The sequence below is a fragment of the Stenotrophomonas sp. genome (assembly GCF_031995405.1).
In the GTDB taxonomy this organism is placed as follows: Bacteria; Pseudomonadota; Gammaproteobacteria; order Xanthomonadales; family Xanthomonadaceae; genus Stenotrophomonas.
The window spans coordinates 34554-47750 of record NZ_DAMAGC010000022.1; the positions used below are offsets into that span (position 1 = coordinate 34554).

Genomic DNA, 13197 nt, shown 5'->3' on the forward strand with positions numbered 1-13197 from the left:
GCAGATGATCGTCGGTATTGACCTGGGCACCACCCATTCCCTCATCGGTGTCCATTCCACGGAAGGCCCCCGGCTGTTCCCCAACGCACATGGCGAACTGCTGACGCCCTCGGTGGTCAGCCTGGCCGACGATGCGGTGCTGGTCGGGCAGCCGGCCCGCGACCGCCTGGTAAGCCACCCGCAGCACAGCGTGGCCAACTTCAAGCGCTGGATGGGCAGCGACCGCGAGGTCCGCCTGGGCGGCCGCACGTTCCGTCCCGAAGAGCTGTCGGCGCTGGTACTGCGCTCGCTGCTGGCCGATGCCGAGGCCGCGCTCGGGCACCAGGTGGAAGAGGCGGTGATCAGCGTGCCGGCCTACTTCTCCGATGCCCAGCGCAAGGCGACCCGCGCCGCCGGCGAGCTGGCCGGGATCCGCGTGGAACGACTGATCAACGAGCCCACCGCCGCGGCGCTGGCCTACGGTCTGCAGCAGCGCGACGAGGAGGGCCGGGTGCTGGTGCTCGACCTGGGCGGCGGCACCTTCGACGTGTCGATCCTGGAGCTGTTCGACGGGGTGATCGAGGTCCACGCCAGTGCCGGCGACAACTTCCTCGGCGGCGAGGATTTCCTGCACGTGCTGGCCCAGGCCTTCCATGCCGAGAACGGCCTGGACCCGGCCACCCTGTCCAGCGCCGAACAGGCGCAGCTGCTGCGCCGGCTGGAGCTGTTCAAGCGCGAGCTGAGCCAGCAGGGCGACGGTCGCCTGGAGATCGCCCTGGGCAGCCGGGAGCTGTCCTGGCAGCTCGACGAAGCCCGCTATGCCCAGCTGTGCGAGCCGCTGCTGCAGCGCATGCGTGCGCCGATCGAGCGCGCCATCCGCGACGCCCGGCTCAAGCCCGAGGCGCTGGATGACATCGTGCTGGTCGGTGGCGCGGTGCGCATGCCGATGATCAGCCGCCTGGTCACGCGCATGTTCGGCCGCCTGCCGTTGCGCCACATCCACCCCGACCAGGCCATCGCGCTGGGCGCCACGGTGGCCGCCGGCCTCAAGGGCCGCGATCAGAGCCTGCAGGAGATCGTGCTCACCGATGTGTGCCCGTACACACTGGGTACCCAGGTCTCGCGACGCGGGCCCGATGGCAGCGAACGCAGCGGCTACTTCCACCCGATCATCCAGCGCAACAGCGTGGTGCCGGTCAGCCGCGAGGACCGCTTCTTCCCGATCCGCGACGACCAGCGCGAAGTGGTGATCGACATCTACCAGGGCGAGAGCCCCACGGTGGACAAGAACATCAAGCTGGGTGAGTTGCGGGTGCCGTTGCCGCGGCTGGGCACCGCCGCCGAAAAAGCCGTCACCACGCGTTTCACCTACGACGTCAACGGCCTGCTGCAGGTGGAAGTCACCCAGGACGCGACCGGCACCCGCCATGAGCTGATCCTGGAGCAGAATCCGGGGCTGCTCTCCGCGCAGGACATCCGTGACCGCCTGCTGGCCCTGCAGGACCTGAAGATCCATCCGCGCGACCAGCAGCAGAACCTGGCCACCGTGGCGCGCGCCGAGCGCCTGTACGAGGAATACCTCGACCAGCGTGACCTGCTGCAGTCGTGGCTGGAACAGTTCCGGCATGCGCTGGACAGCCAGGACATCAAGCGCATCGACCAGCACCGCGGTGAGCTGTCTGCGGCCATGGACGCACTGGAGCGCGACGCATGAGCTGGGGCCACGCCGCCCTCGACCTGGCGGAGGACGCCGACGAGCGCGCGGTCAAGCGCGCTTACGCCGCGCGCCTGCGCACCACCCGGCCCGACGATGACCCGGCCGCGTTCCAGCAGCTGCACCAGGCCTACCAGGCCGCGCTGGACTGGGCGCGCCATCGCGCGCACTGGCAGGACGAGGACGAGGACGAGGACAACCGCGGGCACGACCTGTGCGCCGCGCAGGCCACCGGCATCGCAGAAGCGCTGCAGCTGGACCAGGCGCTGGCGCGCTCGTTCGCCCACGACGCCACCGCGGCGCCGGCCGAGGTGGTCTGGACGGCCGTGGTCGATGACGCGGACGCACACGACCCGGTGCGCATCCTGGACCGGGGTGACACCACCTTCCCACCCGCTGCCCCCGCCGCACCCGCGCGTGCGACCGAGCCGCTGCCGCAACCGGCAGCGGCGCAGCTCGATCCGGGCACCTTCGCGCAGCGGGTCATCGCCGAAGCCCAGCAGTCCGAACCGGCCGCGTTCGAACGCTGGCTGCAGCTGCGCCCGGAACTGTGGTCGCTGCGCGACAAGCCGCTGATCGGCGACCACGTGCTGCACCACCTGCTGACCCACGATGCGCCGATCTGCGCCGACAACTTCGACGTGCTCGCCCAGTGCTTCGGCTGGGACGACGTGCGCAGCGGCCTGGACCCTTACGAAGCGAATGCGTGCCGGCTGCGACTGCATCGGCTGTGGGTGCTGCAGCCGCGCAACCAGCACGGGCTGGCGCGCTACCTGCACCGCCCGCAGGCACCGGTCAATGCGGACGAGGCGCGCACCCGCCTGCAGCGCCTGACCCGCCCGTGGCAACCCTGGCGCGCGCTCTGGGACGCATGGCCGGCACATCGCGTGGCCGCCATGCGCGACACCCTCGACCTGCTCGGCGTGCACGATGCCGACGATGCGGTCCCGCCGCTGCGGCCGGCACAGGTCGCGTTCTGGCGCGCACTCGCCGATGGCCAGCGGCTGAGCTGGCCACGCATGCAGCTGGCGCTGCTGCGCAGTGCGTTGTGCGCGCTGGTGGTGCTTGCGGTGATGACGCTGCTCGGCGTGCTGGGGCGCGCTCCCGCTGTCGCGATGCAGGGTGTGTACGCGGCGCTGCTGGTGATGGGGGTGGGCGCCTTGCTGTTGCCGCTGCGCAGCCTTGGCCAATGGCAACTCGCCGAGGAACACCCGCCGGTACGCTGGCCGCTGCTGCGGCTGTGGCTGATCCCGCTCCTGGCGATCGGCGCGCTGCTGGTCATCCACCTCGCCGATGCGCGCATCGCCGGCAGCGCGCTGGCCTGGGCCACGCTCGGCCTGTCGATCCGGCGCTGGTGGCATCGTGCCGGCTACGTCTTCCAGTTCAACGGCTGGCTGCTGCTCGGGATCTGGCCGTTCCTGAAACTGGGTGGGCTGGCGCTGATGTTCGGCGAGATCGCCGTGGTCGGGGCGCTGCTGGCCTGGACGGTGGATGCGATGACCAAGGTCGTGCATCGGTGAGGCGCCACGCAGCTCGCCCCGGGCCGGCGCGTCCGGGCGACGCGCGCGCGCCGCGCCTTGAACAGCGCGCATGAGCTGGGGCCTGACCTGGCTGGGCCTGGATGACGGCACACCGGTCGACGTGCGCGCGGTCAAGCGCGCATACGCGCAACGGCTACGGGTTACGCGGCCAGACGACGATCCGGAGGCGTTCCAGCACCTGCACGCGGCCTATCAGGATGCGCTGGCCTGGGTGCAGGTGCAGGACGATGGCCCTCCTCCTCCCGGCAGGGGCGCCCGTGCCCGTGCCGACGCGCCTGCAGCGGCCCCGGCCCGGCCATCGACACCGGCACTGGATGTCGACGCGGTAGGCAGCCGCATCGCCGCCTTCGCCAGGGAGCACGACGCCGCCACGCTCGAGGCCTGGCTGCAGCAGCAACCGGAGCTGTGGTCGCTCGGCGACAAGCCGGCCATCGGTGAGGCCGTGTTGCAGGCTCTGCAGGCCGGCGACCCACCACTGTCGCCGGAGGTGGTCACCTGCCTCACCCATTGCTTCGCCTGGGACGACCTGCGCGGCGACATCGATCGCTGGGACCTGGAGGCCGCCGTGCGCCGTTGGCAGCAGGCCTGGCTGCTGTCGCCGCAGGGCGCCGCCAGCCTGGCCCAGCGCTACATGGACGTCACCGACAGCCTGCTGCTGCCCGACAGCAGCGTGCTGCGCAGCCTGCGCCAGGACCGCCCGCTGTGGCGCAACCTGCTGACCACGCTGGTGCCCCCGCGCGTCAACGAAGCCATCGGCGTGCTGCGCGCCCTGGACTTCTGGACCACCCGGGAGACACCGCCGGGCCTCGCCCCCGCCCAGGTCGCGTTCTGGGCGCGCTTCGGCAACGAAGGCGATCGCATCCACCTGGTCAGCGGTGCGCTGCGCGCCGGCACGCTTGCCGCCTTCTGCGGGCTGGTCTGTCTGTGGGGCGTGCTGGGCAGCTGGCCGTTGCCGCCGACCGACGATGGCCAGTTCAGCGGCACCCAGCGCGCCATCCTCATCATGCTGATCGGAACGCTGTTCGTGCCGACGCTGTGGTTGTCCGGCGTGGCCGTGCGCGCCTTGGTGCGCTGGCAGCGCGCGCCGGAACAGATGCCCACCGCCCTGCCCGGATTGCGCATCCTGACCATTCCGCTGCTGGTCGCCAGCGCCATGGGCAGCCTGTGGCTGGCCCTGCGCCTGACCCCCGGCATCCCGGTGACCGCGCTGGCGGGCCTGCTGGTGGCCAACGCGATCATCCTGCACGTCGCGTGGCAGCGGCTGCTGGCCCGCTGCGGTCCCTTCACTCCCAACGCCGATGACTTCCGGGGACTCTGGCGGGTGCTGGCACTGCTGACCATCGTGCCCGCCTGGGGGATGGCGCTGGTGTGGTGGGCGCAGGACCTGCACCAGCACCGCGTCCGGCTGCGCTGGTCCAATCGCACGGCTCATGACCCGCGGTCGTGAGCCGCCGATGACGCGCCGACGCAGGTGCGCCGTCGCCCCTTACTTCTCCCGCCGCCAGTTCAACGACCCACGGTTTTCCACCGTGCTCGATTCCACTTCCAGATCGAAGCCGCGACGCAGCAGGTACTTCAGCGTCAGCACCGAACCGCTGCCCACCAGCGACACGCCGTAGCCGACGTACAGCTTGGGCGAGATGTATTTGCCCACGCCGATCACCGAGCCGCCCAGCGCGCGCGACTGGCTCACCCCCGCATCGTCCAGGCCCAGCTTGGCGCCCAGCTGTGCGGCGAGCAGGCCGCTGCCGGCCGACAGCGCCGCCGAGGCCGCGTTGACCTGCTGGGCCTGGTCGCTGCTGGCACCGGTCAGGCTGCGTCCCAGCACCAGGAAGGCCAGCGCTTCGGACTGCGACATCGTCGGGTCCGACCACACATCCACGCGCGGCGACTGCGCGCGGCCGGTGACGTCGATACCGGCGGTGACGTCACCGATCTTGCGCTCGGCGCGGATGTTGATGCGCGGGTCGGAGACCGCGTTGTAGTTCCAGTTGAGGTTGCCGCGGGTGATGGTCAGGTCCTGCCCGTAGGCCTTGTAGCGGCCACTGACTTCCAGTCCACCATTGGCGGTCATCTCGCGGCCCGGCCGCGCCCACACCTGCATCTTGCCGCCGAGCGCGCCCTTCAGGCCGAACCCGCTCATCTTGACCTTGTCGCCCAGGCTCACGGTCAGGTCCATGTCCAGCGGCGAAGTCGGGGTTTCTTCCGGATCGACCGGGTCAAGCACCACCACGTCCTCGGACACCGAGGTGCCGCGATCCAGGCGCTCCAGGTCGAGGTCGGCCTCGGGCACGTGTACGGTGCCACGCAGCTGCATGGTCTTGCCGGCCAGGCCGAAGTCCAGGTTCGGATTGGCGATCACGCGCAGTTCGCTGGTGTTGGCCAGCAGCACGTTTTCGCCATGGATGTGCAGCTTGAGCGGCTGCGCATCGCCAAACCACGACAGCCCGCCATCCACATACAGCGTGCCCTTGCCCGAATTGGCCTGCGCGCTGATCTTGGCCGAGCCATCCGGCTGTGCGGTGAAGCTGCCCTTGCCTTCATCGAAGGTCAGGCCCAGCGCCGGGAACTCGCCCTTGAACTTGCTCAGCGTGGCCTCGCCGCCCAGCGACGGCGTGCCCCGCGTGCCGCGCAGGCTCACGTGCCCTTCGATCAGGCCGGTGGGGCGCACGATGTCCGGGGAGAACAGTTCCAGCCAGTACAGCCGCGCGATGTTCATGTACAGCTCGCCATTGAGCGGCGCGCTGGCATCCCAACCGGTCTGCACCTTGGCATCGACGAAGCCATCGCCCTGGAAACCGACGCCGAGCTTGCCGTTGATCTGCGCCTGGGTCATTTCCACGTCCACCGAGAAGTGGTCGTAGCGCACCAGTTCACCACGTGCGTTGTCGCCCAGGCGGATGCCGCCTTCGGCCGAAGCGATCTTGGCGCTGCCTTCCCACGCATTGCCGCGCGGACGGATGCGGCCGTCCAGGGTGAGCTCGCCCCGCAGGTACATGCGGCGCCCGGATTGCGGCGGCAGCCACGGCTGCACCAGTGCCAGCGGCAGCGCATCGCCGCGCACCAGCAGGCCGTCGCGCGGCCAGTTCGCACTGGCGCACAGCGCACCGCCGGTGGCTGCGCCCAGGCACGCGTCGCTCAAGGTGAAGTTGCTGCCCTGCACGCTGAAGGTGGCCGGCGCGCGCAGGCTCCATGCATCGCCCTTGACCGGTGCGATGCGCAACGCGCCCAGCTCGCCACGCCAGGCCTGGCCCTGCTGGCGCACGCTGCCGCTGAGCGCGACCGCGCCCAGTTCGTTCCGGGTCTGCGCATCCAGGCGCAGGTTGGACAGGCTGCCGCGCGCGTCCACGTTGAGCGTGTCCAGCAGCATCCCGACCTGCACCTTGCTGCCCTGCACCGCCAGCGTGCCGTTGTCGCCCTGCCATGGCAGGCGGCCCTTGATGCTGATCGCCTCGGCGCTCCAGTCATCCCAGCGCAGCCCGCTGCCGACCAGGTCGGCGGTGATGTCCGGCGCAGTGCGCGGACCCTTCACCAGCACGTGGCCGCGCAGGCTGCCGCTGCTGCCCGGCAGCAGGTCGTCCAGCTGTACCGGCTGCAGCTGTGCATCGATATCCAGGCGGTCGCCGACCGAACCCTTCGCGGTCAGTCGGCTGTTGCCCAGCGCCAGGCTGAGGTTGCCCTCGCCCTGTTCGCCGCGCAGCGCGAACTTGCCCTGCGCATCCAGCGTGCGCTTGCGCAGCGTGCCCTTGATCCCGGGCACGTCGACGGTGGCCTCGTAACTGCCGGCGGTGCCGGCCGGGCTGCCTGTCGGCGGCGGCAGCTGACGGCCCTTGGAGGCCAGCGCGCCGGACAGCTTGCCGTCCCACCCCGGGGCGAAATAGCCCGGATCGAACCCGGCCAGCTTGACCGCCACGTCCCAGTCCAGCTGTGGCGCCCAGGCCACCTGGCCGGTCACATCCAGCGACCCGCCCGGGGTGCTGGCCTGCAGCTGCTTGATCGAGGCGGCCTGGTCGTTGCCGCGCACGTCGAACTGCAGGTCCGCGGTCTGCTTCTCGCGTTCCACCGAGGCCTTGCCCACGGCCGCCCAGTTCTTCAGCGTACCGGCCAGGCCCAGCCGTGCTTCCTTCAGCGTCACCGGCACCGGCGCGGCCGCACCGGCCGTGGTGGTGTCGGCGGCGGGCACGAAGGTCAGGTCGTTGGCGACGATCGAGAAGCGCAGGCTGGCGTTCTCCTTGTCGGTGAAATCGGCCTCGCCCTGCAGCCGCGCCTGTCCACCGAACGCCTTGATCTGCAGCGGCGCCACGGTCAGCACCTGGTCGGCCAGGCCGACCTTGGACGGCGCCAGTTCCACTGCGATGTCGCCCTGCCTGAAGCTGCCCTGCAGGTTGGCCTGGCCACCCTTGCCGTCGGCCTGCACATCCAGCGACATCGGCTTACTCGCGCTGGCGTCCATGCCCGGCACCAGCAGCGCCAGGTCCAGTTCCTTGCTGCGGGCACTGGCCTTCCACACCGGATCGGTGCGGCCATCGAACACCAGGCTGGCCTGCAGCGGTGCCGGCGCGTTGCCGGCCAGCGCGACTTCCATATGGCCCAGGTCGCCGCGCGCGACCAGGCCCAGCCGCGCCGGGGTGCGCCCGCGCGGGGCCGGCAGCAGTGCGCCGATGGTGATGTCGGTGTCGTAGTCGCTGCGCGGCAGGTAACGTCCATCCACGCGGAAGTCGCCCATGTCGCTGTCGATCTTCAGCTGGGTCGCACGGAATTCGCCGTTGGCGATTTCCACGCCACCGCGCAGCTTGGTGATGTCGATCAGCGGCTGCTGCGCCTGGGTGATGCGGAACCCGTCGATCATGATGGTGTCGGCCTGGATGGCCAGCGGCATCTCGATCTGCGGCAGCGAATCGGGCCAGGACGGCAGCTCGAACGGCTCATCGCTCTTGGCCAGGTTCAATGTGGCGTTCTTCAGCTGCAACGCATCCAGCTGCAGCTTGCGGCCGAGCAGCGGTCGGATGTCCGGATCGAGGTAGGCGCGCTCGGCGGTGAAGTGGATATCGTCGTAACGGAAATCCAGGTCGTGCAGCACCAGCGGACCGGCGACCGGGCCCTCGACCTTGCTCCAGGTCAGCGTGGCGCCCACCGGCAACCGCGCCACCACCTGGGCCAGCAGCACATCGCGGCCGGCCACGGTCTGCAGCAGCCAGTACAGCAGCAGCAGCGCCAACAGCACCAGGCCAAGCACGGTGAACCCGGACCAGGCCCAGAAGCGCCGCTTGCGGTAGAAGCGCACGCGATGCGGCGGGGCGGCAGGAGGCGTCGGCGTGCTCACAGGTCCGCTCCGATGTTCAGGTACAGCTGGAACTGCGAATCGGGGTTGTTCAAGCCGTGCGCGACGTCCACGCGCACCGGCCCTACCGGCGATTTCCAGCGCACGCCGAAGCCCACGCCGGTATGCAGGTCGATGGTGTTGTCGAACGCGCTGCCGGTATCGACGAACACCGCCGCGCCCCACGGCCCGCCCTTGAAGTAATGCTCGTATTCGGCCGAGCCGATCACCAGGTTTTTCGCGCCCAGCGCGTACTTGTCCGGTGCCGGCGTGCGCGGGCCTACTTCACGGTAGGCGTAACCGCGGATGCTGCGATCGCCACCGGCGAAGAAGCGCAGGCTTGGCGGCATCGCCACCAGGTCGCTGGTCCAGGTGGTGCCGCCTTCGCCGCGCAGGATCAGGCGGTCGGTATCGCCGATGGGCACATACCAGCGCAGCACCATGTTGGCCTGCACGAAGCTGGTGTCCGAGCCCACCCCTTCCACGCCGCCGCGCAGTGTCGCGCTGCCGCTGACGCCCTTGCGCGGGAACAGGTCGTCGTCCACGTTGACGTAGTCGGCCACCAGCTGCGGATACACCAGCGTGGAGGTGTTGTAGACCGCATCGGTGAACTCGGTGCCCGAGGCGTAGCGCCAGCGCTCGCGCAGCGCGTTGATCGAGGCGATCGCGGTCCAGTGTTCGTTGATCTCGCCGCTGCGGCTGGCCGACAGCTTGAAGTTGCGCAGGTCGATGTAATCGGTCTGCTCGTCGTAGGCGCTGGCGGTGAATGCATACCAGCCATCAAGCCAGGCGAACGCCGGGATGCGGTAGCTGGTGACCAGACTCTTGCGCTTCTGCGCGTAGTCCAGCTGGGTGTTCATCTTGTGGCCGCGGCTGTTGAGGAACCGCCGCTCCAGGCCACCGCGCACACCGGCGCCGCTCTCGCTGCCGTAGCTCAGGCCGGCGGTGTAGATCGAGCGCTTGGCGCGGGTCAGGTTGACGTCCACCGGCACGTCGCCGTTCGCATCGGCCTGGTCCGGGCGCGGCTGGATGTCGATCACGCTGAAGTAGTCCAGCTTGGTCAGCGATTCCCGCAGGCGGTCCAGCTTGCCTTCGTGGAAGTAGCTGCCCTTGTCCCAGTACACCAACGGGTCGAACAGCCTGTCGACGAAGTAATCCTGGTGGAAACGGATGTCGCCCATGTTGTAACGGCGGCCACTGTCCCAGGTCAGGTCGATGTCGGCGGCGTTCTCGGCGCGGGTGATCTGGACCTGGCGCTGGGTGTAGTCGGCATCGAAATAACCGCGCTCGGCCAGCCGCCGGGTCACGGTGATCTTGCTGGCTTCGTAGGTGGTGTGCTCGAAGCGCTGGCCCTTGCGCGGCTTGAACTTCTCCAGGTCTTCCTGCAGGTACTGGTCCAGCTGCGCCGGCCCGGTGATGTCGATGTGCTCGCGGCGCACCAGCGTCGGCGGGCCCTTGTCGACCTGGATCACCACGCGCAGGTTTTCGCCCTCGCGCGGGCTCTCGACCTTGATCACCGGGTTGTAGTAACCGAACGGCTCCAGCGCCTGGCGGGTCTGGCGTTCGGCCTGGGACAACAGATACTCCAGCCGCGACTCGCCCTGCGGCTTGCCGATGGTGTCGTACAGCGACAGCGAGACCTCGATGTTCTCGATCATCTCGGCGTCGTCGCCCTTGTCCAGTCCTTTGATTTCCACCTTGTCGATCGTTCCGCGGGCGTGTGCCACCGAAGCGGTGGCCAGCGACAGGAACATCAGGGGAAGGGCGTAATTCTTTGGCTGCATGGACACAGCATAACGGGCCATCGCGAGCATGCGAAATCGGCGTGGCTGTTTCAGAACGGTAGTGAAGGGCCCGTTAAAATCGGGCAGAAGATGGCATCTGACGTTTACTGCCTGATCGATGTCGACAGGTCGTCGGACAGAAACGTCCGCAACGGTCGCCGCACGCGCCACGCAGCGCCGGAAATGCAGAAGGCGCGACGGCGGTGACCGTTCGCGCCTTCTGCGGTTGTCATCGGGGGCAACATGGCCCCCGCCTGCCTCAGTTGGACAGGTGCTCGATTGCCGCCACGCTGCCCAGGCGGTCGCCCAGGCGCTTGAGCAGGGCCAGACGATTGCCGCGCAACGCCGGATCCTCGGCGTTGACCATCACCCCGTCGAAGAACGCATCCACCTGCGGGCGCAGCCGCGCCAGACGGTTCAACACGCTCACGTAGTCCTTCTGGTGCAGGCTGGCGTTGCTGTCGTCGATGGCCGCTTCCACGGCCTCGGCCAGCTCGCTTTCCGCCGGCTCGGCCAACAGCGCCGGATCGACCATGCCGGGGATATCACCCTCGACCTTGCGCAGGATGTTGCGGATGCGCTTGTTGGCTGCGGCCAGCGCCTCGGCTTCCGGCAGCGCGGCGAAGATGCCGATCGCATCGATACGACGGTCGAAGTCGTACAGCGAGGCCGGCTTCAGCTCGGCCACGGCGTTGAAGTGGGTGGCCGGCACGCCCTTGTCGGCGTAGTAGCCGCGCAGGCGGTCGAGGATGAAGTCGTACAGCTCGTGCGGCAATGCCTCGGTCTTGCGCTCGGCACTGGGCTGCACGCCTGCCGGCAGGCCGGCGAGGGCGGTGCCGATCAGCGCGCGCAGGTCCAGGTCGAACCCGCTCTCGATGATCGTGCGCGCCAGCCCCAGCGCATTGCGGCGCAGCGCGAACGGGTCCTTGTTGCCGGTCGGCTTCAGCCCGGCGGCGAAGCCACCGGCCAGCGTATCCAGGCGCTCGGCGATGGCCAGCACCTTGCCCAGCGGCGAGAGCGCGATGTCATCGCCGCCAAAGCGCGGCTGGTAAGCCTCGTCGATGGCCAGCGCCACCTCTGGCGATTCGCCACCGGTCAGCGCGTAGTGGCGGCCGGCGATGCCCTGCAGCTCCGGGAACTCGTTGACCATGCGCGACTGCAGGTCGTTCTTGGCCAGCACCGCGGCGCGCCTGGCCAGCACCGGATCGGCGCCTACCTGCGGCGCGATCACCTCGGCCAGCGCGACCACGCGGGCGACCTTGTCGGCCACCGAGCCCAGCTTGGCCTGGTAGGTGACGGTTTTGAGGCCGTCGCCCATCGCGTCCAGGCCCTGCTTGAGGTCTTCGTCGAAGAAGAACTTGGCATCGGAGAAACGCGGACGGATCACCCGCTCGTAGCCCTTGGCCACCTCGGCCACATCCTTCGACTCGATGTTGGCAATGCCGATGAACTTCTCGGTCAGCTTGCCGCCGGCGTCCAGCACCGGGAAGAACTTCTGGTTGATCTCCATCGTCTCGATCAGCGCTTCCTGCGGTACGGCCAGGAACTCGCGTTCGAAACTGCACAGCACCGGCGCCGGCCATTCCACCAAGTTGACCACCTGCTCCAGGTTGTCATCGGTGATCCGCGCCTGACCACCGGCCCGGGCGGCCTCGGCGTTGACCTGCTCGACGATGCGCGCGCGGCGCACGTCGGCATCGACCAGCACGAAGGCGGCCTGCAGCGAACTGACGTAGTCCTCCGGCGAGGACAGCCACACGGTCTTGTCGTGCATGAAGCGATGGCCGCGGCTCATGCGGTCGGCCTTCAGGCCCAGCAGTTCGGCCTCGACGATGTCGCTGCCGTGCAGCAGCACCAGCCAATGCACCGGCCGCGCGAAGCCGTAGGCATGGCTGCCCCAGCGCATCGGCTTGGGGATCGGCATCGCCGCGATCGCCTCGCGCAGGATGTCCGGCAGCAGCGTCGCGGTGCGCGCGCCCGGCGTGGTGGAGCGGTGCACGAAGCGCTCGCCCTTGGCATCGCTGGTGCGCTCCAGCGCGGTCCAGTCGATCCCGGCCTTGGCCGCGAAGCCCTGCAGCGCCTTGGTCGGCTGGCCGTCGGCATCCAGTGCGATGTTCAGGTACGGGCCAAGCACTTCGCTGTGCTGTTCAGGCTGTTCCACGGCCACGCCGGGCAGCAGCACGGCCAGACGACGGGGGGTCGACAGCGGCTTGGCATCGCCCAGTTCCAGGGTCACGCCCCGCCTGGTCAGGCCCTCGACCACGCCCTCGAAGAACGCCTTGGCCAGGCCCGGCAGCGCCTTCACCGGCAATTCTTCGGTACCCAGTTCGATCAGCAGCGGCAGCATCGTGCTCATGCCTGCACCTCCTTGGCGGCAACGGCTTCGAGGCGCTTGGCCTCGTACAGCCTGGCCACCGCCTGGGCCAGCGCGCGTACGCGCAGGATGTAGCGCTGGCGCTCGGTCACGCTGATCGCACGGCGCGCATCCAGCAGGTTGAAGGCATGGCTGGCCTTGCACACCTGCTCGTAGGCCGGCAGCGGCAGGCCCACATCGACCAGCGTCTGCGCTTCCTTCTCGCAGGCATCGAAGCGATGGAACATTTCATCCACGTCGGCGTATTCGAAGTTGTAGGTGCTCTGCTCGATCTCGTTCTGCAGGTACACATCGCCATAGGTGACCGGCGTGCCGTCCGGACCATAGGTCCAGACCAGGTCATAGACGTTGTCGCAGTTCTGCAGGTACATGCACAGGCGCTCCAGACCATAGGTGATCTCGCCGAGCACCGGCTTGCACTCCAGGCCACCGGCCTGCTGGAAGTAGGTGAACTGGGTCACTTCCATGCCGTTGAGCCAGACTTC

Annotated in this window: 7 protein-coding genes; 3 read left to right on the forward strand and 4 right to left on the reverse strand. The window is 69.0% G+C overall.

The genetic code is table 11. The features are described 5' to 3' along the window. Window positions 1-4: 4 nt before the first annotated feature. The 3 genes from RTO53_RS05960 (at window position 5) to RTO53_RS05970 (ending at window position 4681) form a co-directional block, all read left to right on the forward strand. On the forward strand, window positions 5-1693 hold the full coding sequence (locus RTO53_RS05960; RefSeq protein ID WP_312236942.1) for a molecular chaperone HscC: 1689 nt from the start codon (window positions 5-7) through the stop codon (window positions 1691-1693). Beyond that, on the forward strand, window positions 1690-3213 hold the full coding sequence (locus RTO53_RS05965; RefSeq protein WP_312236943.1) for a hypothetical protein: 1524 nt from the start codon (window positions 1690-1692) through the stop codon (window positions 3211-3213). Before RTO53_RS05960 ends, RTO53_RS05965 begins: the two co-directional genes overlap by 4 nt. A 70-nt stretch (window positions 3214-3283) precedes the next feature. After that, window positions 3284-4681: a hypothetical protein gene (locus RTO53_RS05970; protein ID WP_312236944.1), complete on the forward strand. Its 1398-nt coding sequence runs from the start codon at window positions 3284-3286 to the stop codon at window positions 4679-4681. Window positions 4682-4720: 39 nt separating this feature from the next. Here RTO53_RS05970 and RTO53_RS05975 read toward each other — a convergent pair whose 3' ends face one another. The 4 genes from RTO53_RS05975 to RTO53_RS05990 form a co-directional block, all read right to left on the reverse strand. Next, complete coding sequence (locus RTO53_RS05975; protein WP_312236945.1) at window positions 4721-8557, reverse strand: translocation/assembly module TamB domain-containing protein; 3837 nt, start codon at window positions 8555-8557, stop codon at window positions 4721-4723. Beyond that, the gene (locus tag RTO53_RS05980; protein WP_312236948.1) at window positions 8554-10338 is read right to left on the reverse strand and encodes an autotransporter assembly complex family protein; all 1785 of its coding nucleotides are present in this window, start codon (window positions 10336-10338) and stop codon (window positions 8554-8556) included. The genes RTO53_RS05975 and RTO53_RS05980 overlap by 4 nt, the downstream gene beginning before the upstream one ends. Before the next feature lie 259 nt (window positions 10339-10597). Then, the gene (gene glyS, locus RTO53_RS05985) at window positions 10598-12694 is read right to left on the reverse strand and encodes a glycine--tRNA ligase subunit beta (RefSeq protein WP_312236946.1); all 2097 of its coding nucleotides are present in this window, start codon (window positions 12692-12694) and stop codon (window positions 10598-10600) included. Further along, window positions 12691-13197: glycine--tRNA ligase subunit alpha (locus tag RTO53_RS05990; RefSeq protein ID WP_312236947.1), on the reverse strand; the 507-nt coding region annotated here is incomplete at its 5' end. The genes glyS and RTO53_RS05990, both read right to left, overlap by 4 nt.